The organism is Azospirillum sp. CT11-132 (genome assembly GCF_047302835.1).
GTDB lineage: Bacteria > Pseudomonadota > Alphaproteobacteria > Azospirillales > Azospirillaceae > Azospirillum.
On the sequence record NZ_JBGLZA010000003.1, the window covers coordinates 700,682 to 727,021 of the forward strand.

The window sequence follows — 26,340 nt, forward strand, 5'->3', positions numbered from 1 at the left end:
TTTTGACGCGGGCGCACGGAAACGCAACAGATTCCGAGCGGAACCGTCAACTATGCCGGAAGAGGGATGATCGGAAGGACGAACGCGCTTACAGCGGCGGGTTCACCACGGCCGCAAGCTCCGGAACCGGGCCGTCGATCCGCACCAGATCGCCGTCGACTCGGGCGCGGCCCTCGGCGATCAGACGAACGGCATGCGGATAAAGGCGATGCTCCGATTCCAGCACGCGCTCGGCCAAGCTGTGGGCGTCGTCGTCGGGCAGGACCGGAACCGCGGCCTGGGCGATGATCGGGCCTTCGTCCATCTCCGGCCGCACATAATGGACGGTGCAGCCATGGAAGCGGACGCCGGTGTCCAGCGCCCGCTGATGGGTGTCCAGCCCCTTGAAGGAGGGCAGCAGGGACGGGTGGATGTTGATGAGCGCGTTGTGCCACTGCCCGACGAACCAGGGCGACAGCAGGCGCATGAAGCCGGCGAGACAGACCAACTCGACACCCGACTCGCGCAGGGTGGCGTCCATCGCAGCCTCGAAGGCCGGCTTGTCGCCGGGATAGTCGCGGTGGCTGACCACCGCGGTGGCGATGCCGGCCTTGGCCGCCCGCTCCAGACCGAAGGCATCGGCCTTGTTGGACAGGACCAGCGCGATCTCGGCCGGGAAATCGGACGCGGCGCAGGCGTCGATCAACGCCTGCAGATTGCTGCCGCGCCCCGAGATCAGGACGCCGAGCTTCAACTTGCTCATTACTAAGGATCCTTAGGCGTCCCTTACGCGGTCCAGGCCGCGTCCATGCCATTGACGGTCACGCGGGCGTCGCCGTCCTTCAGCGCGGTGACGGTGCCGACGGTGTAGACCGTCTCGCCGCCCTCGCGAAGGATGTCGATGGCCTCCTGCGCCTTGTCGGCCGGAACCACGACGACCATGCCGAGGCCGACGTTGAAGGTGCGCGCCATCTCGTAGGGAGCGATGCCGCCGGTCTTCATCAGCCAGGAGAAGACGGGGGGCAGGGTCCAGGTCGAGGCGTCGAGAACGACACCCAGCCCGTCCGGCAGGACGCGCGGAATGTTCTCGATCAGGCCGCCGCCGGTGATGTGGGCCATGGCACGGACCGTGCCGGCGCGCACCGCCTTCAGCGTGCTCTTCACATAGATGCGGGTCGGTGTCAGCAGCGCCTCGCCCAGAGTCTTCGACTCGTCCCACGGGCAGGGGGCGTCGTAGCCGAGGCCCGACTTCTCGACCAGCTTGCGAACCAGCGAATAACCGTTGGAATGCACGCCGGTGGAGGCGAGGCCGAGGACCACGTCACCCGCCTGCACGGCGGAACCGGTCAGGGCATGCTGGCGTTCCACAGCACCGACGGAGAAACCTGCGAGGTCGTAATCGCCTTCCGAATACATGCCCGGCATCTCGGCGGTCTCGCCGCCGACCAGGGCGCAGCCGGCCTGACGGCAGCCTTCGGCGATGCCGGCGACGATGTCGCGGCCGGCGGCCACGTCGAGCTTGCCGGTGGCGTAGTAATCCAGGAACAGCAGCGGCTCGGCGCCCTGCACGACCAGATCGTTGACGCACATGGCGACGAGGTCGATGCCGACCGTGTCGTGACGGTTGGCGAGAATCGCCACCTTCAGCTTGGTGCCGACGCCGTCGGTCGTCGCGACCAGAAGCGGATCCTGGTAGCCGGCGGCGCGCAGATCGAACAGGGCGCCGAAACCGCCCAGGCCCGCGTCGGAGCCTGAACGCGCGGTGGAGCGGGCAAGGGGCTTGATCGCTTCGACAAGCGCGTTGCCCGCATCGATGTCCACACCGGCCTGCTTGTAGGCGTCGGACATGTTATAGGACTGGGTGCTGATGGTATCCTCGCTTGGGCTGAGCTATATACCGGGCCTTGGGCTCGGGCCGAACATACTCGAATCGGAAGGCTTTGCAATGCTCCACCGCCGCCGCGCGCCGCTCCTCGCCGGTCTTGCTGCCATGTCCACCGCTCTGGTCCTGACCATGACCGGGCCGGCCGGGGCGCAGACCGGTTCCCCGCCGCCGGCCGCCGTCTCGTCCGCCGCCGATCCCTTCGCCGTGTCCGGCGTGCAGGTCGACATCAGCGGCGGAAATCCGACCACCATCCGCGATCAGGCGATCCGCGAGGCGCAGGCCAAGGCCTGGGCTGAGCTGTACGGGCGTCTGGTGCCCGGCGGCGGCAATCCGCCGCGCCTGTCGGACAACCAGATCGCCAGGATGGTCCAGGGCTTCGAGATCGACGAGGAGAAGGTGTCGGCCACCCGCTATGTCGGCGCCATCACCGTGCGCTTCCGTCCCAACGCGGTGCGCGACGCGCTCGGCCAGAGCGGTGGCGCCACCCAGTATGTCGAGCCGCCGTCGCGCCCCTTCGTCATCCTGCCGGTGACCCAGAGCGACGGCCGTGTCATCCTGTGGCAGGACCGCACCCCCTGGCGCGCGGCTTGGGAAGCGCGGCAGCCCGCCGCTTCGCTGGTGCCGCTGGTGGTGCCGGACGGTGAGCTTTCCGATGCCCAGGCGATCAGCGGCGAGGACGCGATCGCGGGCAATTCGGAGGCGCTCGCCCGCATCGCGCAGGCCTATAAGGCCGGCGGAGTCGTGGTCGCCCGCACCGACATGCCGGCGAACGGTCCCGACCCGGCGCGCGGCCTGACGGTGGACGTCACCCGCTATGGGCTGGACGGCAACCGCGAGAACCAGACGGTGCAGGTGAAGGGCGGCGGCAGTGCCGACGAACTGATGAACCGTGCGGTCGCGGCGGTCGGCACCCAGATCGACGATTCGTGGCGGCGCGAGCACACCACCGCCACCGGACCGGAGCAGAACACCATCGTCAGCGTGCCGCTGACCGCGGTGAACGACTGGGTGGAGACGCGCAAGCGGCTGTCCGCCGTTCCCGCGGTGAGCCGCACCAGCCTGATGTCGATCAGCCGCAACGAGGCGCTCGTCACCCTGACCTATCGCGGCGATCCCGAACAGCTGGCCCAGGCGCTCGCCCGCCAGGATCTCGGATTCGCGCGGTCGGCCGCCGCGCCCGCCGGCTATCCGCCGGCCTATCCGGGGGCGCCGCTGCCGGTGCAGTCGGCCGACTGGCAGCTGACCCTGCTGCCGCGCGGGTCGGGTGCGGCGTCGGCCGGTGCGGTTCCTTCCGCGGCCTCGCCGATGGCGTCGCCGACCTCGCTGGCGCCGTCGGCGCCGATGGGCGCCGGCAATATGGGCGCCGGTGCTCCGGCCGCAATGGGCGCCCCGCCGCGCAACCTGGGCACGCTGCCGGCCAAGAGCCAGCCGTGAGCGTTCCCAACATCATCACGTTCCTGCGCATCGTGGCGGTTCCGGCCGCGATGTACATGATCCTGATCGGCAACATGGAGTGGGCCTTCGCCCTGTTCGTCGCCGCCGGTCTGTCCGATGCGCTGGACGGCGCCATCGCCCGCATGTTCCGCGCGCGCACGGTGCTGGGCGGTTATCTCGATCCGTTGGCCGACAAGGCGCTGATCGTCGGGGTGTATGTGGCGCTGGCCTGGGTCGGCGCGATCCCGCTGTGGCTGGCGATGATGGTGGTGTTCCGCGACATCATGATCATCGGCGGCGTCATCCTGCTGTTCACGCTGAAGGAGACGCTGGCGATGCAGCCGCTCTACATCAGCAAGGTGAACACGGTGGTGCAGATCGCGCTGGCCGCGGCGATTCTGGCGCCGCCGGCGCTGGGATTGCCGGACATCCACCTGTATGGCTGGGCGCTGGTCGATGTGCTGGTGTACGCCTGTACGGTGACGACGGTGCTGTCGGGTCTGCTGTACGCGCGGCGCGGCGCCTTGCTGTTCAACCGGCTCGGCGGCGTTCCGTGACGGCGGCCAAGCAGCTCCGCTTCTGGCTGATCGGGCTGGGGCTGTTCGTCCTGGCGCTCTGGCTGCTGTCGGACATGCTGCTGCCCTTCGTGGTCGGGCTGGCCATCGCCTATCTGCTCGACCCCGCGGTCGACCGGCTGGAGGCGGCGGGGCTGCCGCGCTGGCTCGGCACCACGCTGGTGCTGCTGGGATTCGTTCTGGTCATGGTGCTGGTGGCGCTGCTGCTGCTGCCGCTGGTGCAGGGGCAGGTCTCCCACCTGCTGGAGGTGCTGCCGACCTATGCGACACTGGTGAAGGAGCGGCTGATCCCGGCCCTGAATCGCTTTATCCACCGCCTGCCCGCCGACGATGTCGAGCGGCTGCGCGCCGCCGCCGGCACCTATGCCGGGGAGGTGGCGGGGCTGGTCGGACGCGTCGTCACCCGCATTCTGTCGGGTGGCCTGGCACTGTTCGACATCGTCACCCTGATGTTCATCACGCCCGTCGTCGCCTTCTATATGATGCGCGATTGGGACCTGATGGTGGGCAAGGTCGATTCGTGGCTGCCGCGCCAGCATGCCGAGACGGTGCGCGAGCAGGCGCGCGAGGTGAACGTCACCCTGTCGGGTTTCGTACGCGGGCAGGCGACGGTCTGCGTCGTGCTGGGCGTCTTCTATGCGCTGGCGCTGTCGGCGGCCGGGCTGGACTTCGGGCTGGTGATCGGTCTGATGGCCGGTCTGCTGTCCTTCATCCCCTATGTCGGCACCCTGTTCGGCTTCGTCGCCAGCACCGGCCTTGCCCTGCTGCAGTTCGACGAGTTCTGGCGCGTCGCCATCGTGGTCGGCATTTTCCTGTTCGGGCAGGCGGTGGAAGGCAATGTCCTGACGCCGAAGCTGGTGGGCGACAAGGTCGGGCTGCATGCGGTCTGGGTGATGTTCGCCCTGCTGGCCGGCGGCAGCCTGTTCGGCTTCGTCGGCGTGTTGCTGGCGGTGCCGGTGGCCGCGGTGATCGGCGTGTTGACCCGCTTCGCATTGCGACAGTATCTCTCAAGCCCGTACTACCGCGGCACCGACGCGGAACGCTGATGGGTGTGTCCGCATGAGCTTGCCGGCGCAGATACCGCTCGACCTCGGGCACCGGACTGCAATGGGCTGCGAGGATTTCCTCGTGGCGTCCAGCAACGCCGACGCCGTGGCGTGGCTGGACCGCTGGCCGTCCTGGCCGGCCCCGGCGCTGACCCTGTTCGGCCCGGCCGGTTGCGGCAAGACCCATCTGTCCCAGGTCTGGCGCGCCCGCAGCCACGCGGTGGTGACCCGCGGCGATGCCCTCGATTCGGGCGTGGTGCCGTCCCTGCTGGCTCCCGCCAACGCCGTGGTCGTCGAGGATGCCGACATGGTCGCCGGCAAGCCCGAGCGGGAAGAGGCGCTGTTCCACCTCTACAACCTCGCGCGCGAACAGCAGGGCCATCTGCTTCTGCTGTCGCGCAAGGCGCCGTCGCGCTGGCGCACCCGGCTGCCCGACCTGCGCTCGCGCATCAAGGGCGCACCGGCGGTGGAGGTCCGGCCGCCCGACGACGCGCTGCTGGCCGCGGTGCTGGTCAAGCTGTTCGCCGACCGCCAGCTGCGGCCGGGGATGGAGGTCATCACCTATCTGCTGGCGCGGATGGAACGGTCGCTGGATTTCGCCCGCCGACTGGTGGCGGCGCTGGACCATGCCTCGCTGGCGGCCCATCGTGGCGTGACCGTGCCGCTGGCGCGCGAAGTCCTTTCGGATCTGCAACGGACGGAACCGCAACGATCCGGTTCCAAAACGACCCTCTGATTCAAAAAGGGAAGAGACGACCATGGATTTGGGTATCGCCGGCCGCCGAGCCATCGTCTGCGCCGCCAGCAAGGGGCTGGGCCGCGCCTGCGCCTTCGCACTGGCCCGCGAGGGCGTTCACGTCACCCTGACCGCCCGCAATGCCGAGGCTCTGGAGGCGACCGCCGAGGAGATCCGCAAGGCCACCGGCGTCACCGTCACCACCGCCCCCGGCGACATCGCGACGGAAGAGGGGCGGGCTGCGGCGCTGGCCGCTTGCCCGGAACCGGACATCCTGGTCAACAATGCCGGGGGTCCGCCGCCGGGCGATTTCCACGATTGGGACCGCGAAGACTGGATTCGCGCGCTGGACGCCAACATGCTGGCGCCGATCTTCCTGATCAAGGCGACGGTGGACGGCATGATCGCCCGCCGCTTTGGCCGGATCGTCAACATCACCTCCGCCGCGGTGAAGGCGCCGATCCCGATTCTCGGTCTGTCGAACGGCGCGCGCACCGGCCTGACCGGCTTCGTCGCCGGCCTGTCGCGGCAGACGGTGAAGCACAACGTCACCATCAACAACCTGCTGCCCGGCCCGTTCGAGACCGACCGTCTGCGCAAGACCATGGAGGGTGGCGCCAAGGCCGCCGGCCGCAGCATTGACGAAGAGATGGATTTGCGCCGCAAGACGAACCCGTCCGGCCGATTCGGCGATCCGGAGGAATTCGGGGCCGCCTGTGCCTTTCTCTGTGCCGCCCAGTCCGGTTTCATGACTGGGCAGAACATTCTTCTGGATGGCGGAGCCTTTCCCGGCACCATGTAATCTGCCGGTTATTGCAGGCGGCGGGGGCGGAACACCCCCGCGTCTCAAGTTTGTCCCTCCAATTCGCTACAAAATCCGCCCATCGTCACAGGCCATTAAGAAACGGCGACGGGAAGGGGTGTCGCGGCACCCTTTCCCCGGTCCGCCGATCGGCAGGCACGGACTGTGCTGCGCCGACCGGATAACGGCGTTTGCAAAGCACTGGTGCTTTGCAAGCCACTGGCACAGGAATGATGAGCATGCAGCAGAGTGTGGCGGCCCCCGCGGTCTACACCGACCTTGGCCGCGTCATGGAAAGCATCACCCGACGCTTCCTCGACGTGCTTCGGATGGAACTGGCCCGCATCGGCGTGACCGACCTCAGCCCGACGCAGGCGCTGATGCTGCTGCACATCGGCACCGAGGAACTGTCAGTCCGTGATCTGCTGGAGCGCGGCTATTACCTGGGCTCCAACGCCTCCTACAATCTGAAGCATCTGGTGGAGGCGGGCTATGTCGACCGCAGCCCGTCCCAGCGCGACCGCCGGGCTGCCCGGCTCAAGCTGTCCGACCAGGGGCTCGCGACCTGCGAGGCGCTGAAGAAGCTGGAAGCGATGCGCGCCGACAGTCTGCTGCGCACCGACAGCGACGGCGCCGATTTCGAAACCACCTATCGCACGCTGCGGCGGCTGGAACGCGCCTGGACCGACCTGATCCGCTACGACGACGCCGATCCGGCCTGAAACTCCAAGCGTTAAACTCCACGCATTCGACACGTAACTTTCTGACCGCCTGTCCGTTCGATCTGTGTCCGGAATGGAACACCTGAGTCCGTAACGAGAACATAGACGGAACTGTGCAGTTGCCGTTCCGCGTCCGTTCTGGTAGCTCTATCAGAACAAGACGCGAACAATGGAGGGTGGCATGTCGGTTTTGGCTTTCCTGCGTGAGTGCGTGACTCTCGCCCTGTTCCTGGCGGTGCTCTATGGCTGGGCCACGGTCGGACCGATCCTGATCGGGTGATGACCGTCGAGGCGCCCAATATGCGGTCTGGGGCAGGGCGGGGCGGTGGAGCCCTTCGGAAGAGGTCTCCGAACGAGGGATGCCGCGTCGGTATTATATCCGAAATCCCAGCCCACCCCGGCCGGCGCAGCGCTTACATCGGGAACACGCGGAACCGTCCCTGGCCCACCAGAGAAGCCGAAAGGGGGCCGGTTCCGCGAACGCCGACAACGCGTGGGGATTGGGACGGATGCGGAATTTCTTTCGAAAGCGTCGCTCGGCCGCTGTGGCGGACGAGCGGCTGCCGGCCGCCGGCGCTGCCGGCCTGGGTAGTCCGGGCATCACCGGCGGGGGACTCGGGTCCGGTCCGCTGACCGGCGGACCCGGCATGGCCGGCGGTATGAATGGCAGCATGAACGGACCGGGAGCCGGCGGCTTTTCCAACGCGCCGGGACGGCCGGGCGGGCTCCATCTGCGTCCGGTCGATGGGAATGCGGGTGGCAATCCTGTCGGTGGGCCTATCGGTGGCCGGGCAGGGTTCGAGGCGATGCGCGGTCCTGCCGCTCCGCGTCTGCCCGATGTCATCGACAACGAGGCCACCGGCGACCGCCGCGGCCATATGTTCCCGCAGCCCGGCGGCCATGATGCCGACGGCGAGCACGACCTGCCGCGCTTCACCATGTCGGTCAACGGCGGTTACCGCGGCGGCTTCGGGGCCAACGGAGGCGCCAACGCGCCGGCGATGCTGAAGGGCCTGACGCCGGAGCTGAACGGCCTTCTGCGCGAAGCCTTCACCCCGACCAGGCCGAAGCAGCAGCTGAACGGCCTGTTCATCGGCCGCAACGACACCCTGCGCCGCATCATTTCGGCCATCGAGGAGGAGCGGGCGCACGTCATCCTCTATGGCGACCGCGGCCGCGGTAAGACCTCCGTCGCCAACGCGATCGAGAAGATCGCCGGGCAGGCGGGCTATCTGTCGCTGAAGCTGACCTGCAGCGGCGAGCTGAGCTTCGAGGACATCTTCCGGCACTTCCTGAAGAAGATCCCCTCGACCTATTACCGCTCGGCGCTCGACAACCCGTTCGCGGCGCGGCGCAACTTCGCCAGCTTCAACGAGCTGCTGCCGGAGGGCGCCTTCAGCGTCACCGAGCTGAACGAGGTGCTGTCGGGCATCCACGCCACCCATGTGCTGCTGATCCTCGACGAGTATGACCGCGTCACCGACGAGGATTTCCGCAACAAGCTGGCGGAGCTGTTCAAGAACCTGACCGACAGCTCGATCCCCGTCACGTTGCTGGTGGTCGGCGTCGCCGAGAATCTCGACCAGCTGCTGGGCAAGCATCCGTCGATCCAGCGTTCCCTGGTGCCGGTGCATCTGCCGCTGATGACCGATCAGGAGATCGGCCGCCTGATCCAGGCGGGTGCGCAGAATGCCGGCATCGAGTTTGCCGCCGACGTGGTGCGGCGGATCGCCGAGTTCGTGCGCGGCCTGCCTTATTACGCGCAGCTTCTGGGCCTGCATGCGGCGCGCAGCGCCGTCAGCCGCGGCAGCAAGCTGGTGGAACGGCCGGATCTTGGCTATGCCGTCGCCCGCTGCCTGCAGGAGGCCGAACGCGGCATCGTCGAAAGCTATGCCCGCGCGCTGGCCGCCGACCGTCGGGCCGAGCTAGAGGATGCACTGCTGGCCGCGGCGCTGTGCCCGGCCGATGCTTATGGCGTGTTCGATCCCAACGATCTGGCGGGCGACAGCGGCGAATTGCCGAGCGCCGCAACGCTCGACCTGCTGAAGCGTCTGACGCGGGAAGACCATGGCGGCATCCTGGCCCCGGTGGTGGAACCGGGACTGGAACGCTACCGCTTCCGCAACCAGATGATGCGCCAATATGTCCTGATGCGTCAGGCCAGCGAGCGCGGCCAGATCTGATCCATCCCCGATCAGGCCGTCCTTCGGCCCTTCCCCGGCAACGGGGATGGGCCACTCTTTGGTGAGGGGCGAACGGCCGAGTCGTGGGCGGGGTTACAGGAGGGCGGGGTTACAGGAACGCCGCACGCCGCTGTCCGCTGGCCTTCTGCCACGCCCACTCTACGACGACGCTCAGCAGCCGCTCCAGCGACGGCTTTACCTCCGCCGCCAGATCAGGGCGGAAGTGATAGGGCGCGTCCTCGTCCATATAGGTGGACTGGGTCAGTTCCAACTGGATGGCGTGGATGTTCTCTTCCGGCTGGCCGTAGCTGCGGATGATGAAGCCGCCGCGCAGGCGGCCGTTCAGCGCGGCCGAATAGCGCTCCGACGCCGAAAGCACGTTCATCAGCCGGACGACCAGCGGCTGTGCGCTGCTGCTGCCGTCGCCGGTGCCCAGGTTGAAGTCGGGCAGAGTGTCGTCGAAAAAGCGCGGGACCCGGCTGCGCACCGAATGGGCATCGAACAGGACGGCGACGCCGTATCGGTCGCGGAGCGCACGCAACTCGCTGCGCAGCTGCTCGTGATAGGGGCGCCAGTAGGCGCCGACCCGCCGGTCGACCTCCGCCCGGTCGGGCTCCCGCTCCGGCTGATAGATCGGCTGATGGTCGAAGGTGGTCAGCGGACAGATTTCGGTCGGGTCGAGGCCCGGCTGCACCATGACACCGTCGGGGTCGCGGTTCAGATCCACCACGTAACGCGAACACAGCGCCGTCAGGAAACCGATTCCGAGCGCGGGGGCGAAGTGGTACAACCGATCCAAGTGGCGGTCGACGTCGGGCTGGGCCAGCCCTTCCGGCGTCATCGTGGCTGCGATGTCCGGCGGAATCATCGTCCCGACATGCGGAATGCTGAGCAGGACCGGGGTTTCGCCCGGCTGGAAGCGAAAGGTTTCCATGGCTCGTCTCGTCATCGGAACGGCTTGCGCGGGACTGTGTGCAGTGCGGCACGGCCAGTGCTGGGACTATGGAGTGCGGTGCCGCACCCCGTCAAACAGATTGCGTTTTTTTGAATGCGCCGGGATAGCGCGCCGCGGGAAACCTGTCCTAACGCGCCAGTATTCCGCTTGCGTTCCAGCGAATTGCCGGTTGACCGCGGGCCGCGCTTGCCGGAGACTTTCGCGCAATTGGCGACCGCCCGGCAGAAGGCGTCGCCCCGCACCGGACAAAGCTGTTCCCTGGCGACCGGACAAGAGACTTCCGCAGCACACGGCGCCCCGATTTCGCAGCCCCGGTGACGAAGCAACGCAGCAGGGGAGAAGCGACCATGAACACCGCCACCCGTTTTGGTGCGGCCCTGGGCACGGCCATGCCCGGCCGGCGCCAGATTCTGTTGCCGCTTGCGCTCGCTCCCGTTGCCGGCTGGGCCGTTTGGGCCGCCGGATCGGCGGATGCGCCGAGCCATCCCGCGGGCCCCTTCCACCTGCCGCTGGACGAAACCACGGCGATCTGGCGCGATCTGGGCACGGTGCGGTTCGGCGGCCTTGCCGGCAATCCGCAATTTCCCACGAAGGTTTCGGCGCTGGACGGCCGGCCGGTCACCGTTCGCGGCTTCATGGTGCCGCTGACCGACGGCGCCACCCACAACCGCTTCATCCTGTCCGCCAATCCAATGGGGTGTCCCGCCTGCGAGAATCCCGGACCGGCGACCATGATGCATGTCCACACCGCCATCGCCCTGCCGGCGACGCGGGAACCGCTGACCCTGACCGGCACGCTGCGACTGCGTCCGCAGGAAGGGCTGTTCTACCGTCTGGACCGCGCAGAGCAGCGCTGGGCCTGAGTTCTGTAGGCCTGCGTTCCGGAGATCGGCCGTGAGGGTGGCGGCCGGCAGCCTCGGCGCGCTGTCGATGACGGCGGCCATGCTGCTCTATGGCGGCCTCAGCGTCCCTGCGCCGCCCGCTTTGCGCGGGGCCGAACTGTCCATCGGCCTTCTGATCCTGGCCGCCGTCGGCTGGAAGTGGCCGCTGGCGGTGGCGAGCGGTCATGCCCTGCGGACGCCGTCGGGCGTCGGGCAGTCGGATATGCGCTGGATGCCGGTGGCGGTCGCCGCGTTCACCTGGCTTCTGTGGGTGCCTCTGCTGCGCGGGGCTGCGCTGGGGTGGGAGGCGGCCGACATCCTGCGGGACGTCGTGCCCCTGGTCTTCCTGTTCCTTCCCGCGCTTCTGGTGCCGGCGCTGCGGAGCGGCGGAGACCGGACGGTGCGCGCGCTGGCGGGTGGGCTGGCGATGGCCGGGCTGCTGCTGGCCTTGCGTTGGTGGCGGCAGGCGGATTGGGGATTCGGCGCCATCGGACGGCGGGCGATGGCCGATGGCGGCGTCTATCTGCTCAATGCCCCGTCGGTTCTGTTCGCCGCGGTGCTGCTGCCGGCGCTCGCGCTGTCGCTGGTGGCGGTGGGCGGGCGAATCCGGTATTGGATGGCGGCGATTCCCTGTGCCGTCGGTGGAGCACTTTGCCTTGGCGCGCTCGCCGGCGCGGTCCATCGCACCGCGCTGGGGCTGGCGGTGCTGTCGCTCGCCCTGACCGCCCTGTGGTGGGCGCGGCGGCGACCGTGGCTGGCGTTGCCGCTGCTGCTGGGATTCGGCCTGCTGGCGATGGCCGGCGGCGATGCCCTGGTCGGCGCTTGGCAGCAGGCGGCTGAAAAGACGCGGCTGACCGGAATCAACGCCCGCTGGGAGGAAGCCGCGGCGGTGATCGACCATGCCGTCGCCACGCCCTGGGCTCTGCTGTTCGGCGACGGCTGGGGCGCGCGGATCGCCAACCCGGCGGTGGGGGGCTGGCGGGTCAGCTACACCCATACGCTGGCCAGCTACAGCCTGCTGAAGACCGGGCTTTTCGGCATGATCGCGCTGGGGGCCTATCTGGCGGCGCTGGTCCGGCCCTGGTGCCGGCTGCTGACGACCGATCCGCCACTGGCCCTTGCGGTGGTGCCGCCCCTGCTGATGGCGCTCTGCCTCCATACCAGCTTCAAGTATCTCGATACCGGCGTCATCCTGTCGCTGATGCTTGTGGCGGCGGAGCGCAGGAAAGGGTTGTCGGAAACTTAGTGGATCTGCATACTTTCGCGTGCAATTCCCGCATCGGTGCGCCGTGACGTTCGATCCGCCGTCCATCCTGTTCGTCAACCGGGTGTTCCCGCCGGACCGCGGGGCCACCGGCCGTTGCCTGTCGGACCTTTCCGGCCGTTTGGCGGCTGCAGGCTGGCGGGTAACGGTGGTCGCGGACGGGGTGTGGACGGACTGCCGCGCGCCGGCCGGCGTCACGCTTTGCCGCACCGGCGGCGTGGTCGCGGCAGGGGAGAGGCCGGACGCGCGCGCCTATCTCGATTCGTTGTGCCGGCTGACCGGCCGGGCCTTGCGCCTGCCGCGCCACGACCTGGTGGTGACGATGACCGATCCGCCGCTGCTGGCGCTGGCCGGTCCGGTTCTGGCCGCCCGGCATGGGGCGGCGTCGCTGCACTGGTGCCAGGACCTGTACCCGGACCTGCTGCCGGTGCTGGGGGTGCGGATGCCGGCGATCCTCCGGCGAATGGCCGGCCATGGCATGACGCGCGCCCTGCGCCGGCATAGCGGGGTGGTCGCCATCGGGCGCTGCATGCGCGATCGCATCCTGGCGGCGGGTGTACCGGCTGACCGGATGACTCTGCTGCCGAATTGGCCCGATCCGGCGATCCGCCCGCTGCCGAAGGAAGAAAACGACTTCCGCCGGTCGCTGGGCCTGGAGGAGGGCGACGGCCGTTTCCTGGTCGTCTATTCCGGGACGCTTGGGCTTGCCCATCCGATGCAAGGCGTTCTGGAGGCCGCGGCCCGGCTGCAGGACAGCGATCCCGCCGTGCTTTTCCTGCTGGTCGGCGAGGGAAAGGGATTTGCCGCGGTGGAAGAGGCCGCGCGCGATCGAGGTTTGCGCAACCTGCGGCGGCTTTCCTGGCAGCCGGCCGAGCGGCTGGCGGAGTGCCTGTCCGCCGCCGATCTGCATCTGGTGTCGATGGACCCGGCGGCGGAGGGGATGCTGGTGCCGAGCAAGCTGGCCGGGGTGCAGGCGGCGGGGCGGCCCTGCCTGTTCCTGGGGCCGGCCGGGAGCGAGGCGGCGGCACGGGTCGAGGGCTGCGGTCTGGTGATCGACCCGTTCGACGGTCCGGCCATCGCCGATGCGGTCCGCGCCTATGCCGCCGATCCCGGCCGGTGCGCGGCGGAGGGTGAGCGTGCGGTCCGGCTATCCGCCGCCTGGACCGCAGACAGGGCTGCCGCGGCCTTCGCCGGACTGGCCGAACGCCTCGTGGCGGAACGCAGGCTTGCCCGGCCGGTGATGGGAAGGCCGCTGCCCCATGCCTGACGGCGTCATCTCACCAACCCACCCTCCGCCCCAGCCGGAGGCCTTGACCCTGGTCCTGCCCCAATCGGGCGCAGAGGGTGACCTGCGCGCCTTCGTTCGTACCTTGCAGACGGGGTGGCGCTGGCTGCTGGCCGGCTGGCTGGGCGGGCTGGCGCTGGCGATTGCGGGCCTGTGGACGGTGACTCCTGCCTATACCGCGGCGATGGTCATCGGGCCGACGGCGCGGGTCGGATCGGCCGCGATGGGCGCCCGGGTGCCGACGCTGAGCGGCCGGGATTCCGCCGGCGTCGCCGAACCGGGGGCGGGTGACGAATCGCTGTCGGACTTCGCCCGCTATCTGGAACTGTTCGGGTCGGGCCCTGTTGCCGAGCGTCTGGCGCGCGATCCCGACATCCTGCGTGCCCTGTTCCCCGACCGCTGGGATGCGGAGGCGGGGCGCTGGCGATCGCCGCCGGGGCTGCTGCCGATGGTGAAGCGGGGGCTGCTGGCGCTGGTCGGGCGCGAGGATTGGGTGGAGCCGGACGGCGACCGCGTGGCGCGCGCCCTGCGCGACCGGCTGGTGGTCGACATGCTGCGGTCGGGGCCGATGCGGCGCATAACCTTCCGTCATGCCGACGGGGAGACGGCGGTCGATCTTCTGGGGCGGATCGCCGCGGCAACCGACGCCCATCTGCGGGCGGAGGCGGCCCGGCGCAGCGCCGCGCAGATCGCCCACATCAAGCTCCGCCTTGGCGCCGTCACCGTGGCGGAGCACCGGCAGGCCCTGAGCGACCTGCTGCTCGACCAGGAGCGGGTGGCGATGATGATCGGCGTTGACCTGCCCTTTGCCGCCGACCTGATCCAGCCGCCGACCACCGGCGCGCTGCCGGACTGGCCCAATCCGGCCGTCGTGGTGCCGCTGGCCGGATTGGTCGGGCTGATCGCCGCCGCCTTCGGCCTGTCGGCGCGCCACGCGCTGAAGGACCATGGCATCGGCGTGGAGGCGGTGCCATGACAGCCATTCCGGTATCTGTGGTCGTGATGACGCGCGACGAGGCGGCGAACCTGCCCGTCTGCCTGCCGTCGCTCGCCCGTTTTGCCGAGTGCTTCGTGGTCGACAGCGGCAGCGGCGACGGAACGCCGGACATCGCCCTATCCCACGGTGCGCAGCTGGTTCCTTTCCGTTGGAACGGCCGTTATCCCAAGAAGAAGCAGTGGTGCCTGAACACTCTGCCCTTCGCCCATGACTGGGTTCTTTTTGTCGATGCCGATGAACGGCCGACGGCGGAATTGGTGGAGGAGATTGGCCGCCTGATGGCGGGATCCTCAGCCGACGGACCCAGCCATGCCGCCTATTGGATCGACGGCCGGCCGGTCGTCCGTGGCCGGCCGCTGCGGTTCGGCTGCTGGAACCGCAAGCTCGCCCTGCTGGACCGCCGGCGCGTGCGTTTTCCCGAACAGCCCGATCTGGATGTCGCCTCCATGTGGGAGGTCGAGGGGCATTACCAGCCGGAGGTCGCCGGCACGACCGGCCGGCTGCGCCAGCCGATGGACCATGACGACGCCAAGCCGCTCTCGGCTTGGTTCGACCGTCACAACCGCTATTCCGACTGGGAGGCGGCCTTGCGCGCCGACGGCCGGATGGAGCGGCTGATCGACGGCGAGCCGGACATCGCCCCCGCTCTTTCCAAGCGCATGTGCGGAATCGCGGGCCGGCGGACGCAGAAGCGGCTGTTCCAGCGACTGCCCGGCCGGCCGCTCTGGGCCTTCCTGCATGCCTATGTGCTGCGCCTGGGGTTTCTCGATGGCGCAGCGGGGCTCGATCACGCGCTGGCGCGCGCGTTCTACTATTGGCAGGTCGGGTTCAAGATGCGGTCGGCCGCACAGGCGCGGGAGGCGTCAGCCCGCTTCCCGGCGGTCGATACCTATCCTGAAAATCCACCGATCATGCGACCGGTGGGCGATCCTTACTCCTCGAGCAATGCGATGCGGTCGCCGCCCAGTGCCTTCAGCAGGTCGAAGGTGCGCTTGCGCACGCCCGGATCCTCGATCCGGTAATAGGCCCGGACCAGTTCCAGCGTTTCGCGGCGCGCCATCGATTCGAATTCGTCCGTCTCGCTCATGCTCTCGGCAGGGGATTCGGCGGTGATCTGGTCAGGCGACGGCATGTCGTCGAAGAAGTAGCTGACCGGCACGCCCAGCACCTGCGAAAGATTGTAGAGGCGGCTGGCGCTGATGCGGTTCGACCCGCGCTCGTACTTCTGCAGCTGCTGGAAGGTGATCCCGACCGCCTCGCCCAGTTTTTCCTGACTCAGGCCGAGCAGGGTGCGGCGAAGCCGCAGGCGGGCGCCGACATGGATGTCGATAGGGTTGGGACCTTCGCCGCGGCGCGACAGGGTGTGGGCGGGGGCGAGTTTGGTCTTGGTCGCGCTCATAAGTCGTACCTCGAAGGGAAAGCCGGAGGGAAGGCGCCGCGAGAATGCTTAGTTCAGAAAGTAAATTCTATGCAACCATTTGTGCGTATCAATGGCCCGTTCGGGTGGAAGAGGGAGGACCTATGCAAAAGACGTTATGTTTCCGGGCACCGGAAACGTAATTTCGCGTATGCTGAGGGAAAATAATGACGCACTGCCAGCGCGACTCGCTGAGCTGCGGCTACCGCCGCTGCGCTTGCCGCTCCACAGCGGTAATGGCATCGGCGAATCGCGGTTTGCTCTCGCCGGCCCTCGGCGGCATCGCGTTGTGACAGGCCGCCGGGGGCGAACAGGCAGACGGGCCAGCGCAGCTGCACCGCCTCACCGCGGCCAAGAACAGCAAGCGTGAAGGCGTAATCGGCTGCGATCCGATAGCGGGGGTCGAAGCGAAGGTCTGCCAGAGCGGAAACCCGGTAGATCATGGCCTGATGGTGGGTGAACATACCCAGCGGCGCCCAGCGGTGCGACCGGGCGCGCTTCAGGAGGATACGTCCGTCCCCCTGCCGCTCCAGCGCATCGCCGTAGAGAAGGGCGCAGCCGGGGTGCCGGGCAATGGCCTGCAGCAGGCGCGTCCCGCTGTCCGCCGCCGCCAGCCGGTCGCCGGCGTTCAGAAACAGGGCATGGCTGCAGTCCAGCCGACGGGCGGCGTCGAGCAGGTCGTTCATCGCGTCGTACAGCCCCGAGTCGGGGCACGACCGCCACCAGAGCGGACTCTCGGCATGGGCGGTCAGCCACTCCGCGGTTCCGTCGGTGGAGGCGCCATCGGCCACCAGCCAGACGACATCGCGGCTCAGTTGACCGCGCAGGCTGTCATGGGTGTCGGCCAGCCCGGCGCGGTCGTTGCGGACCACGGTCAGGATGGCGAGGCGGGGAGGGGCGGGCGCCGTCATCGGGTGATCACCGAGATCGAGGCGGCCGTGATCGCCAACTGGCTCAGGATGTTGCCGACCGCCTTGGTGGCATCCAGACCGTCGAAGGGGCGCGGATCGCGCGGTACCACCAGGATCGAACCCGGCGGAATCGCGTCCACCCGGTGGTTCCAGGAGGACAGCGCCAGCGGCCGGGCCCGCCCGTCGGGCAGGACCAGGAAGCTCCGGCCGGTGTCGGCATCGCGGGTGGTGCCGCCGGCCTCGCCGAGATAATCGTCCGCCGTCTTGCCGCTGACGAACTGCGCGGCGGTGGGGTGCAGCACCTCGCCTGAGACCGCCACGGTCAGCGGCCGTTTCGGGATCAGAATACGGTCGTCGGGCTCCAGCAGCGGGTCCAGCTCCGGGCGGCCGCGCAGGACGGCGGGGTCCGCCTCGACCACCACGCGGCCGAGCGGTTCGGCGCTTCGGAGCTGGGCGGCGAGTTGGCGGGCCAACGCGACATTCTCCGCCTTCACCGGTTCGCCCTTCTCCACCTCCAGCGCCAGCGTCCGTTCCAGCTCGCGCGCTTGCCGCTGGAACTGCTCCTTCTCGCGGCGGCGCTCGCTCTCGCGGGTCAATACCGCCCCGGCGGGATAGGCGTCGTCCAGCAGGCCGCCGGCCCGCGTGATCAGCGAGGACAGCGTCTCGCCGCGGCCGATGTCGTAGCGGCCGGGGCGGCGCACCGCCCCTTCGATGGCCACGGCGCGCGATTCCAGCGCCTGCGGCCGCGGATTGATCCGCAGCGCATCGCCGGGACCGACCGATCGTGCGCCGTCGCGGGAAAGGTCGATGCTGCTGCGTGTGCCGTTGGCGGCCGTCAGTTCCGCCACCGTCGGGTCGGCATCGGCGGACAGACCGCCGGCGGCGGCGATCAGCGAGGCCAGCGGCGTGCGGTCGGCGACCGGGTAGCCGCCGGGATCCCGCACTGCGCCGCGCACCTGCACCGTCCGCTCGCCGATCACCGCGACGATGGCGGGATCGAGCACGGCCGCCAGCATCGCCGGCTCGCTTTCGCCATCCGCCTTGTCATCGGTCGCTGCCTCGGCGGGCTTTTCCAGGCTGCGGATGTCGTCGGCGGCGAACAGGTGGATGCGGTCGCCGTCGGCCAGTCCGCGATCCGCCCGCCCGGCGGCAACCTCCTGCGGAGAAAAGGGCAGATAGAGCCGGGTCAGGGTCCGCCGGTCGTATCGCTCGACGATGCCCAGCAACGGATAGACATCGCGTCTCAACAGCTTGCCGTCGGCCAGCGCCTTGCGCAGCGTGGTCCCGGCCGCCAGCCGGCGGGTGCCGGGGTGACGGACATGACCGATCAGTTCGTACTGCGGCGCTTGCGACTCGATGATGGTCTCGCGGGCGCCGGCGCTCTCCGCCCCGTCGGCCATGGGATAGAAGCCGGGGCGCGGCACGCCGGTCAGGCGCAGAACCGAATGGCGCAGGGCCAGCGGCAGCAGGTCTGGCACCGCGGCGAACAGCGGCGGACAGGGCGTGCGGGCGCCGGTCAGCGTGGCGGCGGCGCGGGCCTGCGGTCCGGTGGCGAGCGGCCCAGCCGGTTCCGCCGCCAGGGTCCTGGCGAGCGCGACCAGTCCGGGGCAGGCATCCTGCGGTGGCTGCCGGTCGCCGCGCAGGATGGCCAGCACCGGCTCCGAGGTCAGGAAATCGACATCCGCGCTCCCCAGCACATACAGCGTGTCGCCTTCGGCCAGGTCGCGGCGGTCCTTGCCATTCAGGACGGCGGACAGGGCGACCGGCCGCAGGTCACGCGCACCGGTGGCGGGGATGGTGCTTTCCAGGGCGGCGAAGGGCAGATAGGGATCGGGGCGCAGATCGGTGCGGGACAGCAGTCCAGGCAGCGTCTTGGCCCGGCTCCAGGCGCGCGGGCCGGGACGCAGGACATGCCCCTCCAGCCGCACTTCGCCGCGGCGGTCCTCGCGCCGCGGGGCGAGCAGCAGCAGGTCGCCGTCGCCGAAGCGCCTGGCATCGGCGTCCGCGACCTCCTCCGTCATCTCCTCGCCGGTGGGACCGATGCCGAACCGGAGGAGCCGCCCCTGGCCGGGCCGCAGCGAGCCGCCGGCAAGGTCGCGCAACTCCGCAGCCGACAGCGGGCCGCCGCCGGGCGGAAGCTCGTAGATTCCCGGCCGTTTCACCGGGCCGGCGACGGCGATGGTGGCGCCCAGCGGCGGAACGAACAGGCGGTCGCCGTCGCGCAGCGGCATGTCCGCATTGCCGGAGGCACCGGCGATCTGCAGGGCATAGAGGTCGACGGTGACGCTGCCGCCCGCCCGCATCAGCCGCACGGCGCGCAGGCTGCCGCCACGCTCCACCCCGCCGGCCGCGGACAGGGCGTCCAGCACGGTGGCGAAGGCGCTGATCTCCTGCCGGCCCGGCCGGCGGACGGCGCCGGTGACCAGAACGCCGATCCGTCGCACCTCCGCCAGCGAGGCGAAGGCGTCGGTGCTGGGCCATGTGGCTGCTGCCGCAGCGGCAAGATCCCGCCGCAGGGCATCCAGCGTCAGGCCGGCGGCGGTCAGCGGGCGCAGGTCGTCCACCACCAGCTGCCCGTTGCGGTCGATGGTGAAGCGCTTGCTGAAGGATTTCTGGCCGCGCAGGGTCACCAGCACGGCGTCGCCGGTGTTCAGCACGTAATCGCCCTGAATGGCGCCGGGGGCTGCGTCCGCCCCTGCGGCATCCGCGGCAGGGCCGAACAGGTCATAGCCGAATTGGCGCAGCGACTCGCCGGCGCGGGCGGAGAAGGCAGCTTCGAGGGGAGAAGCGAAAGAGTTTGCGGCGCTTCCAGGCGATTGCGGCAATGGCTGGTCAGTTCGCGTCGGCCCCGCGGCCAACACGGCGCACGCCCACAGAATCGGCGCCGCCCCCGGCGCCAGTCGGGCGAATATCCTGCACGCAGCAGCCAGCATCGATGTCCAATAACCCAATCCACCACCCGCACAACGCGAGCTGAAGGCAATGAACACTATTGCGTGCGTTCGGCCGAAAGGCAATGGCCCGCATCCGGGTCGCCATGCAAAAGGGCATCGTCCATCGTCCCGTCTGCGGGTCTATGATGATCCGAACTGCGCCGGCCCGGACGGCACCTGGCGGCGGAACAGTCGTGGAACAATCAGGGAAACCAGTGGCGTGATCGTCATTCACAGCGAAGAGCATCGGCTGCAGGCCGGCCGGTCCGAACTCAACGACGGCCAGCTCGTGCCCTGTTATGAGAAGCCGGCCCGCGCCGATATCGTCCGGGCGCGGATCGAGGCGGTGGGGCTGGGCCCGATCATGGAACCCACCCGTCACGGCATCGCGCCGCTGGAACGGGTGCATGACGCCGGCTATCTCAATTTTCTGCAGACCGCTTGGGACGAATGGGTGAAGGAACATGGCGCCGACATCGACGCGCTGCCGCTGAACTGGGTGGCGCCGGGCATGTCGCGGCGCCGGGTGCCGCGCTCCATCGACGGGCGACTCGGCTTCTACTCCTTCGATGCCGGGACGCCGATCACCGCCGGGACCTGGCGGGCCGCCACCGCCGCCGCCGACAGCGCGCTGACCGGCGCCGACCGCCTGCGGGCCGGCGATGGCAGCGCCTTCGCGCTGTGCCGTCCGCCCGGTCACCATGCCGGCCATGCCTTCTACGGCGGCTATTGCTTCCTGAACAACGCCGCGATTGCGGCGCAGTCCCTGCGCGACGGCGGAGCCGCGCGGGTGGCGGTGCTGGACGTCGACTATCACCACGGCAATGGCACGCAGGAGATTTTCTGGGAGCGCGGCGACGTGCTGTTCGTGTCGATCCATGCCGATCCCGCGGACGAATTCCCCTATTTCTGCGGCCATGCCGACGAGACCGGAGCCGGGGCGGGGGAGGGAGCGAACCTGAACCTGACGCTGCCCTGGGGGACCGACTGGGACGGCTATGCCCAGGCGCTGGCCGCCGCCGCGGCGCGCATCCGTGCATTCGGTGCCGACGCGCTGGTGCTGTCGCTGGGGGCGGACACCTATGGCGGCGACCCGATTTCCCGCTTCCGGCTGCTGTCGGAGGATTTCCTGCGCATGGGCGCGGCCATCGCCGGTATCGGGTTGCCGACCCTGTTCGTGTTGGAGGGCGGCTATGCCGTCGACGACCTCGGCGTGAATGTCGCCAACGTCCTGACCGGTTTCGAGCAGGGCTGAGGGCGGCGATCGCGGCATAACGGCGGTCGCACCATTGCCGGTGCGGCCGAATCGTCCTAAATTGAAGGGAAGTTCGGCCTCTTTTCTTGAGGATGCGGGCGGTGGCTGCCGACCTTTCCATCACCAGCCCGTCCATCGGGACCTATGCCCCCCCACGCAGCCAGCCGCTGCGGCGGGATGGGAAGGCCGCGTCGGACGGCGGGAAGGACAGTGCCGAAGGGAAGGGGCAGGGCGGTGGCTCCACCGACACCGTCACCCTGTCCGACGCGGCACAGCAGCAGGTCCAGAAGCTCAAGCAGGCCGACACCAGCGTCCGCCAGCACGAGGCGGCGCATCAGGCGGCCGGCGGCGCCCAGGCCGGCGGTGCCTCCTTCACCTTCACCCGTGGGCCGGACGGCAAGAACTACGCCACCGCCGGCGAGGTGCCGATCGACGTCAGTCCCGAATCGGAACCGACCGCCACCGTCGCCAAGATGGAGCAGGTGAAGGCCGCGGCTCTTGCCCCGGCCGATCCGTCGCCGCAGGATTTGCGCGTCGCCGCGCAGGCGGACGCGGCGAAGCTGCAGGCCCAGTCGGAACAGCGCCGGCAGGGCGGTGACACCGCGTCCGGACGGGCGGCTGCCGCCTATGGCGCGGCACAGGCGCTGGGCAATTCCGCCGGAGCGGGGAGGGGGCTGACGGTCTGACGCCGCGCGGCGTCTGCACCGCCTTTCCCGGTCCTCCCCGTCCGACCCGATCAGCGACGCGGCGTCGTCTCGCCGTCCAGCGTCAGCAGGGCGCCGTACAGCTCCGGACGGCGGTCGCGGAAGACGCCCCAGGAGGCGCGCTGTGCCGCGATCCGGTCGAGGTCGAAGGTCGCGGTCAGGACCGTCCGGCTCTCACGGTCGGCCTGCGCCACGATTTCCCCCTGCGGCCCGGCGATGAAGGACGAGCCGTAAAAGGTCAGCGCGCAGCTTTCCCCCTGCTCTACCCCGACGCGGTTGGAGGCGACCAGCGGCATCAGGTTGGCGCCGGCATGGCCCTGCATCACCCGCGTCCAATGACCCTGGCTGTCGATCGAGGAATCCTGCGGCTCCGAACCGATGGCGGTGGGATAGAGCAGGATCTCCGCCCCCTTCAGCGCCATGACGCGGGCGGTCTCCGGGAACCACTGGTCCCAGCAGATGGCGCAGCCGACGGTGGCGTAGCGGGTCTTGAACACCTGGATGCCGGTGTCGCCGGGGCTGAAATAGAACTTCTCCTGATAACCGGGGCCATCGGGGATGTGGGACTTGCGGTAGACGCCCAGCAGGCTGCCGTCGGCATCGACCATTGCCATCGAGTTGTAATAGGCGTTGCGCGCCTTCTCAAAGAAGCTGACGGGAATCACCACCGACAACTCGCGGGCCAGCGCCTGCATGCGTCCGATCACCGGATGCCCCTCGGCCGGAGCGGCCAGTTCGAACAGCGACTGCTTCTGGTCCTTGCAGAAATAGGGGGTCTCGAACAGCTCCTGCGGCAGGATGATCTGCGCGCCCTTGGCGGCGGCCTCGCGAATCAGCGATTCGACGCCGTCGACGTTGGCGGCACGGTCCCAGCTGCAGGCCATCTGGGTGGCGGCGACGGTGACGGTACGGGACGAAGGAACGGTGGTCGAAGCGGTCATTGCGGGCTCTCGGCTCCTGTGTGAAGGCGGTTTGCGTACTCGTGTGACCAAAGGCCGCATCCTATGCAAGCCGGTGGAAGGGGTTTATCAACAATTTAGCGAAATATTCACATTGCCCGATCGGTGCCGCACGAACTGCCAAGTAATACCGATCCAATTGGCAATGATCATATCGATCATCATATGCGGATATGGTGTCCGTTGGCCGCGCCAAAAAGATGGAGGCGACACAAGGCGGCCATGAGAAGAATCGAATGAGAGGTTCTGCTTATGCTGACGGTGTTCGGCGGGGCCGGGGGTGACATATCATTGCATGTCGGTGATCGCAGACCGCGCAATTGATTTGCGCTTTGCACACAACACGTTATGATTGGATGACGCAGCCATGCCCCTTCGTGTCAAGGTGGTGTTACCAGACAGGCATGGACCCGACGGACACGATGCCGCAGCGTCGCCTCGACAGGTGACTGCCCGGCGGTCGGCGCCGGTCGGCGTGGATGGTTGCGGGCACGGGAACGACGGCAGAGAGATTGTCGGTATGGAGGCGTCTGTCAAGGGGTGGGGGCCCGAACGCCCCGGCGAGTCGGAGGACCAGGCCGGTTCGGCCGACGGTGCTTTATCGTTCGTCGTCCGGGAAGTGAATCGCGCCTTCGCCCGCGCCCTGCAGACGCGCATCGCGCGGTCTGGGGTCAGCATGGGGCAATGGTTCTTCCTGCGCGCCCTGTGGGAGGAGGACGGCCTGACCCAGCGGGAATTGAGCCACCGCGTCGGCATGATGGAGCCGACCACCGTCACCGCGGTCAACGTGATGGAGGCGCAAGGGCTGGTCCAGCGCGTCCGCAACAGCCACGACCGCCGCAAGATGAACATCTTCCTGACCGACAAGGGCCGGGCCCTGCGCGACACGATGATGCCCAGCGCGTCCGAGATCGCCCAGATCGCCATCGACGGCATCGCGCCGGAGGAACTGGACGTGACGCTGGACGTGCTGCGCCGCGTCGGTGCCAACCTGAACGCCGCCTCCGCCGCCGCCCGCGAGAGCGAGGAAGAGTAGCGCCGGTGACGGCAGACGGCCGTCGCCGCTACGGCGGATCAATCGCCGTCCAGATCACACGCCGTCGGATCAGTCGTCATCCGGATCCGGCGGCGGCGGCAGGCTGGCGCCGGTCAGATTGGCGCCGGAGAATTTCGCATCCCGGATGTTGGCGTCGCTCAGGATCGCCCCGGTCAGGTTGGCATTGCTGAAGTCGCAGTCCGACAGGTTGGCCCCGCGCAGGTTGGTGCGGACGCAGGAACTGCCGGTCAGCCGCGCCCCGGTCAGGTTCGCCGCCCACAGCCGTCCGGTCGGCTGGCCGTCCGGCCCCTTGATGTCGACCCAGCCGACTCCGGCCCCGTCCAGCCGCACACCGTCCATGTCGGCGCCGCGCAGATTGGCGCCGTCCAGGATCGCCGCGCTGAAATCGGCGCCGGCCAGCACGGCTTCGGAGATGTCGCACATGATCAGCAGCGCCTCGCGCATCTTGGCACCGCTGAGATTTGCCCGCTTCAGGTTGGCGCCCGACAGGTTCACGCCAGTCAGGTCGATATGGCTGAGGTCGGCGCCGGTCAGGTCGGCCCGTGCCCCCATCGTGCCGTTGGTGTTGATCCAGGTGTAGTGGCTGTGCAGCGCCTGCTGGATCTGGACCGAGAAATTGTCGGCCGACCGCGCCAGATTGGCGCCGGTGGTGTCGGCCCCGGTCAGATCGGCGCCCTCCAGCTTCGCGCCCTGCAGATCGGCGTTGCGCAGGTTGGCGCCGGCCAGCATCGCGCCGGTCAGATTGGCGTCGCGCAGCACCGCGCCCTGCAGGTTCACGCCGGACAGGTTGCTGCCGCGCAGGTCGGCGCGGGCGAGATTGCAGTTCTTCATGCTGGCGCGCATCAGCGTGGCGCCGGTCAGCAACGCGCCCTCGCAATCGGCGCCGTTCATCGACACGTCGGTCAGGTCGGCGCCGGACAGGTTGGCGTTGGTCAGCGACGCATCGTCGAAATCCGTCCCCGTCAGGTCGGAGCGGACGAAATCCAGCCCCTTGCCGTTCTTGCCGCCCTGTCCGCCATAGAGCAGGGCGCCGCCGCGCAGATCGGCCTCGCGAAGGATGGCGCGCTTCATCTTGGCGCCGCGCATGTGGGCGCCGCGCAGGTCGGCGCGGTACAGGTTGCAGCCGGACAGATCCGCCTTCGTCAGATGGGCGGCGAACAGGTCGGCGGTGCTGAGATTGGCGTTTGACAGGTCGCAATGGGACAGGTTGGCGCCGGACAGCTTGCCCTGCGCCAGGTTCACCCCGGACAGGTTCGAGCCTTCCATGTTCGCCATGGTCAGGTTGGCGCGCGAACCGCCCGACTTGTTCTTCAGCCAGCGCTCGTGCTTTTCCAGCACGGCAACCAACTCGTGCGGTGTCATCGGTCCTGCCCGGTCTGCATGGTTGCGTGGTCCATCGATAGACCAGTGTCCGGAAATAATCTATGCCAAAGGTTAAAGCCGCCTCCAGTGCCGAGGCGGCTTGGCGACGGCGGCGGCGGGCCCCATCTGCGGGGCGTCGGGCGCAGCACCGCCTGCAACAGGCCAGTCATAATGGGGAGTTGGGGATCATGTCGGGTGGACACACGCTTGCGGCTTTCGACACCGAACTGGCGGCCCTGCGCAGCGCCATCGACCGGATGGGCGAACTGGTGGAGCGGCAGGTCGGGCTGGCGCTCGATTCGCTGGCCGGCCCCGACGCCGGGATCGCGGGCGAGGTGCTGAAGGGCGATGCCGAGATCGACCGGCTGGAGATGGAGGTGGAGGCGATGACCGTCCGCCTTCTGGCCCTGCGCCAGCCGATGGCGAAGGACCTGCGTGAGATCGTCGCTGCGCTGAAGATCGCCTCGAACCTGGAGCGGATGGGCGATTTCGCCGGATCGGTCGCCAAGCGGGCGGTCACGCTGGCCACCCTGCCGGTGGCGCCGCCGGTCGCCTCGCTGGTTCGCATGGGCCGCATGGTGCAGGCGATGATCGGCGACATGCGCCGCGCCTACACCGAACAGAATGCCGACCTCGCCGCCGCCGTCCGCGATTGCGACGGGGAAGTCGATGCCGCCTATACCGCTCTGTTCCGCGAATTCCTGACCTACATGATGGAGACGCCGGCGCAGATCACCGGCTGCACCCATCTGCTGTTCGCCGCCAAATCGATCGAACGCATCGGCGACCACGCCACCAACGTGGCGGAGAACATCAGCTTCCTGGTCAAGGGCCGCCTGCCGTCCGACGAGCGCCGCAAGGAGGACCTCAGCAGCTACGCCGTCGCCCCGCCGCCGGCGCGGGCGTAACAGGGAGTGCTTGACAGGCGGCCCCGCCCTGTGTTGCGGTTGCTGCCATGAACATGTCCTCGCCCCTCCTGTCGCAGCATTGGTGGTGGC

The 26,340-nt window shown here is 68.8% G+C and carries 24 protein-coding genes; 16 read left to right on the forward strand and 8 right to left on the reverse strand.

Annotation, left to right across the window (positions count from 1 at the left end):
- Positions 1–88: 88 nt before the first annotated feature.
- Together purN and purM are read right to left on the reverse strand one after the other, a co-directional pair.
- Positions 89–742, reverse strand: coding sequence for a phosphoribosylglycinamide formyltransferase (gene purN / locus ACCD06_RS09110; RefSeq protein WP_413340184.1), 654 nt, complete (start codon positions 740–742; stop codon positions 89–91).
- A gap of 23 nt (positions 743–765) precedes the next feature.
- Positions 766–1,827 carry a phosphoribosylformylglycinamidine cyclo-ligase gene (purM, locus tag ACCD06_RS09115; RefSeq protein WP_136705525.1) on the reverse strand — a complete coding sequence of 354 codons (1,062 nt, stop codon included), beginning with the start codon at positions 1,825–1,827 and terminating at the stop codon, positions 766–768.
- A gap of 97 nt (positions 1,828–1,924) precedes the next feature.
- Here purM and ACCD06_RS09120 point away from each other — a divergent pair, with 97 nt between their 5' ends.
- The 7 genes from ACCD06_RS09120 (at position 1,925) to ACCD06_RS09150 (ending at position 9,362) form a co-directional block, all read left to right on the forward strand.
- Entirely contained in the window at positions 1,925–3,298 is a 1,374-nt protein-coding gene (locus tag ACCD06_RS09120; RefSeq protein WP_413340187.1) for a DUF2066 domain-containing protein, read from the forward strand.
- Positions 3,295–3,855, forward strand: a complete 561-nt coding sequence (locus tag ACCD06_RS09125; RefSeq protein WP_109157721.1) for a CDP-alcohol phosphatidyltransferase family protein — start codon at positions 3,295–3,297, stop codon at positions 3,853–3,855. The genes ACCD06_RS09120 and ACCD06_RS09125 overlap by 4 nt, the downstream gene beginning before the upstream one ends.
- The gene (locus ACCD06_RS09130) at positions 3,852–4,919 is read left to right on the forward strand and encodes an AI-2E family transporter (protein WP_109157720.1); all 1,068 of its coding nucleotides are present in this window, start codon (positions 3,852–3,854) and stop codon (positions 4,917–4,919) included. Before ACCD06_RS09125 ends, ACCD06_RS09130 begins: the two co-directional genes overlap by 4 nt.
- Positions 4,920–4,932: 13 nt before the next feature.
- Positions 4,933–5,655, forward strand: a complete 723-nt coding sequence (locus tag ACCD06_RS09135) for an HdaA/DnaA family protein (RefSeq protein ID WP_109154003.1) — start codon at positions 4,933–4,935, stop codon at positions 5,653–5,655.
- Between the two features lie 22 nt (positions 5,656–5,677).
- On the forward strand, positions 5,678–6,457 hold the full coding sequence (locus ACCD06_RS09140) for an SDR family oxidoreductase (RefSeq protein ID WP_413340189.1): 780 nt from the start codon (positions 5,678–5,680) through the stop codon (positions 6,455–6,457).
- A 239-nt stretch (positions 6,458–6,696) separates the two neighbouring features.
- Positions 6,697–7,179 carry a MarR family winged helix-turn-helix transcriptional regulator gene (locus ACCD06_RS09145; protein WP_246194136.1) on the forward strand — a complete coding sequence of 161 codons (483 nt, stop codon included), beginning with the start codon at positions 6,697–6,699 and terminating at the stop codon, positions 7,177–7,179.
- A gap of 509 nt (positions 7,180–7,688) precedes the next feature.
- Positions 7,689–9,362 carry an ATP-binding protein gene (locus ACCD06_RS09150; RefSeq protein ID WP_247882729.1) on the forward strand — a complete coding sequence of 558 codons (1,674 nt, stop codon included), beginning with the start codon at positions 7,689–7,691 and terminating at the stop codon, positions 9,360–9,362.
- Positions 9,363–9,471: 109 nt separating this feature from the next.
- On the opposite strand, the gene hutG is transcribed toward ACCD06_RS09150, so the two are convergent.
- Positions 9,472–10,296, reverse strand: coding sequence for an N-formylglutamate deformylase (hutG, locus tag ACCD06_RS09155; RefSeq protein ID WP_413340192.1), 825 nt, complete (start codon positions 10,294–10,296; stop codon positions 9,472–9,474).
- A 368-nt stretch (positions 10,297–10,664) separates the two neighbouring features.
- Here hutG and ACCD06_RS09160 point away from each other — a divergent pair, with 368 nt between their 5' ends.
- From ACCD06_RS09160 to ACCD06_RS09180, 5 genes are read left to right on the forward strand one after another with little or no spacing between them, the layout of a single operon-like run.
- Positions 10,665–11,180, forward strand: a complete 516-nt coding sequence (locus tag ACCD06_RS09160; protein WP_109157717.1) for a hypothetical protein — start codon at positions 10,665–10,667, stop codon at positions 11,178–11,180.
- Positions 11,181–11,211: 31 nt separating this feature from the next.
- A complete protein-coding gene (locus ACCD06_RS09165) occupies positions 11,212–12,444 on the forward strand; it encodes a hypothetical protein (RefSeq protein WP_413340194.1) in 1,233 nt (410 codons plus the stop codon).
- Between the two features lie 43 nt (positions 12,445–12,487).
- Positions 12,488–13,729, forward strand: a complete 1,242-nt coding sequence (locus ACCD06_RS09170) for a glycosyltransferase family 4 protein (protein WP_413340197.1) — start codon at positions 12,488–12,490, stop codon at positions 13,727–13,729.
- The gene (locus tag ACCD06_RS09175) at positions 13,722–14,723 is read left to right on the forward strand and encodes a hypothetical protein (RefSeq protein WP_413340199.1); all 1,002 of its coding nucleotides are present in this window, start codon (positions 13,722–13,724) and stop codon (positions 14,721–14,723) included. The genes ACCD06_RS09170 and ACCD06_RS09175 overlap by 8 nt, the downstream gene beginning before the upstream one ends.
- Positions 14,720–15,766, forward strand: a complete 1,047-nt coding sequence (locus tag ACCD06_RS09180; RefSeq protein WP_413340201.1) for a glycosyltransferase family 2 protein — start codon at positions 14,720–14,722, stop codon at positions 15,764–15,766. The genes ACCD06_RS09175 and ACCD06_RS09180 overlap by 4 nt, the downstream gene beginning before the upstream one ends.
- Here ACCD06_RS09180 and ACCD06_RS09185 read toward each other — a convergent pair.
- The 3 genes from ACCD06_RS09185 to ACCD06_RS09195 form a co-directional block, all read right to left on the reverse strand.
- A complete protein-coding gene (locus ACCD06_RS09185; protein ID WP_085089280.1) occupies positions 15,676–16,143 on the reverse strand; it encodes a helix-turn-helix domain-containing protein in 468 nt (155 codons plus the stop codon). The genes ACCD06_RS09180 and ACCD06_RS09185 overlap by 91 nt on opposite strands.
- 134 nt (positions 16,144–16,277) lie before the next feature.
- Positions 16,278–17,072 (reverse strand): colanic acid biosynthesis glycosyl transferase, encoded by a 795-nt coding sequence (locus tag ACCD06_RS09190; protein WP_413340203.1) that lies wholly within the window; start codon positions 17,070–17,072, stop codon positions 16,278–16,280.
- A complete protein-coding gene (locus tag ACCD06_RS09195; protein ID WP_413340205.1) occupies positions 17,069–19,897 on the reverse strand; it encodes an SLBB domain-containing protein in 2,829 nt (942 codons plus the stop codon). Before ACCD06_RS09195 ends, ACCD06_RS09190 begins: the two co-directional genes overlap by 4 nt.
- Positions 19,898–20,225: 328 nt before the next feature.
- Between ACCD06_RS09195 and ACCD06_RS09200 the strand changes: the two genes are divergently transcribed.
- Together ACCD06_RS09200 and ACCD06_RS09205 are read left to right on the forward strand one after the other, a co-directional pair.
- A complete protein-coding gene (locus ACCD06_RS09200) occupies positions 20,226–21,260 on the forward strand; it encodes a histone deacetylase family protein (RefSeq protein ID WP_413340207.1) in 1,035 nt (344 codons plus the stop codon).
- A gap of 92 nt (positions 21,261–21,352) precedes the next feature.
- A complete protein-coding gene (locus tag ACCD06_RS09205; RefSeq protein ID WP_109157551.1) occupies positions 21,353–21,946 on the forward strand; it encodes a putative metalloprotease CJM1_0395 family protein in 594 nt (197 codons plus the stop codon).
- Positions 21,947–21,996: 50 nt separating this feature from the next.
- On the opposite strand, the gene aguB is transcribed toward ACCD06_RS09205, so the two are convergent.
- On the reverse strand, positions 21,997–22,905 hold the full coding sequence (gene aguB, locus ACCD06_RS09210; protein WP_109157550.1) for an N-carbamoylputrescine amidase: 909 nt from the start codon (positions 22,903–22,905) through the stop codon (positions 21,997–21,999).
- A gap of 538 nt (positions 22,906–23,443) precedes the next feature.
- Here aguB and ACCD06_RS09215 point away from each other — a divergent pair.
- Positions 23,444–23,959 (forward strand): MarR family winged helix-turn-helix transcriptional regulator, encoded by a 516-nt coding sequence (locus tag ACCD06_RS09215; RefSeq protein ID WP_109157549.1) that lies wholly within the window; start codon positions 23,444–23,446, stop codon positions 23,957–23,959.
- Between the two features lie 69 nt (positions 23,960–24,028).
- On the opposite strand, the gene ACCD06_RS09220 is transcribed toward ACCD06_RS09215, so the two are convergent.
- Positions 24,029–25,342: a pentapeptide repeat-containing protein gene (locus ACCD06_RS09220; protein ID WP_109154016.1), complete on the reverse strand. Its 1,314-nt coding sequence runs from the start codon at positions 25,340–25,342 to the stop codon at positions 24,029–24,031.
- Between the two features lie 188 nt (positions 25,343–25,530).
- Here ACCD06_RS09220 and phoU point away from each other — a divergent pair, with 188 nt between their 5' ends.
- On the forward strand, positions 25,531–26,250 hold the full coding sequence (phoU, locus tag ACCD06_RS09225) for a phosphate signaling complex protein PhoU (protein ID WP_136705534.1): 720 nt from the start codon (positions 25,531–25,533) through the stop codon (positions 26,248–26,250).
- Positions 26,251–26,340: the final 90 nt, after the last annotated feature.

Bases quoted from the DNA above. Each gene is read 5' to 3' on its own strand.
- ACCD06_RS09150 (WP_247882729.1), top strand. From the start codon at position 7,689: ATGCGGAATTTCTTTCGAAAGCGTCGCTCGGCCGCTGTGGCGGACGAG.
- ACCD06_RS09205 (WP_109157551.1), top strand. From the start codon at position 21,353: ATGCGGGCGGTGGCTGCCGACCTTTCCATCACCAGCCCGTCCATCGGG.
- ACCD06_RS09180 (WP_413340201.1), top strand. From the start codon at position 14,720: ATGACAGCCATTCCGGTATCTGTGGTCGTGATGACGCGCGACGAGGCG.
- ACCD06_RS09220 (WP_109154016.1), bottom strand. From the start codon at position 25,342: ATGACACCGCACGAGTTGGTTGCCGTGCTGGAAAAGCACGAGCGCTGG.
- ACCD06_RS09190 (WP_413340203.1), bottom strand. From the start codon at position 17,072: ATGACGGCGCCCGCCCCTCCCCGCCTCGCCATCCTGACCGTGGTCCGC.
- phoU (WP_136705534.1), top strand. From the start codon at position 25,531: ATGTCGGGTGGACACACGCTTGCGGCTTTCGACACCGAACTGGCGGCC.
- ACCD06_RS09215 (WP_109157549.1), top strand. From the start codon at position 23,444: ATGGAGGCGTCTGTCAAGGGGTGGGGGCCCGAACGCCCCGGCGAGTCG.
- ACCD06_RS09140 (WP_413340189.1), top strand. From the start codon at position 5,678: ATGGATTTGGGTATCGCCGGCCGCCGAGCCATCGTCTGCGCCGCCAGC.
- ACCD06_RS09160 (WP_109157717.1), top strand. From the start codon at position 10,665: ATGAACACCGCCACCCGTTTTGGTGCGGCCCTGGGCACGGCCATGCCC.
- ACCD06_RS09120 (WP_413340187.1), top strand. From the start codon at position 1,925: ATGCTCCACCGCCGCCGCGCGCCGCTCCTCGCCGGTCTTGCTGCCATG.
- ACCD06_RS09175 (WP_413340199.1), top strand. From the start codon at position 13,722: ATGCCTGACGGCGTCATCTCACCAACCCACCCTCCGCCCCAGCCGGAG.
- ACCD06_RS09135 (WP_109154003.1), top strand. From the start codon at position 4,933: ATGAGCTTGCCGGCGCAGATACCGCTCGACCTCGGGCACCGGACTGCA.
- purN (WP_413340184.1), bottom strand. From the start codon at position 742: ATGAGCAAGTTGAAGCTCGGCGTCCTGATCTCGGGGCGCGGCAGCAAT.
- aguB (WP_109157550.1), bottom strand. From the start codon at position 22,905: ATGACCGCTTCGACCACCGTTCCTTCGTCCCGTACCGTCACCGTCGCC.
- ACCD06_RS09145 (WP_246194136.1), top strand. From the start codon at position 6,697: ATGCAGCAGAGTGTGGCGGCCCCCGCGGTCTACACCGACCTTGGCCGC.
- purM (WP_136705525.1), bottom strand. From the start codon at position 1,827: ATGTCCGACGCCTACAAGCAGGCCGGTGTGGACATCGATGCGGGCAAC.
- hutG (WP_413340192.1), bottom strand. From the start codon at position 10,296: ATGGAAACCTTTCGCTTCCAGCCGGGCGAAACCCCGGTCCTGCTCAGC.
- ACCD06_RS09185 (WP_085089280.1), bottom strand. From the start codon at position 16,143: ATGAGCGCGACCAAGACCAAACTCGCCCCCGCCCACACCCTGTCGCGC.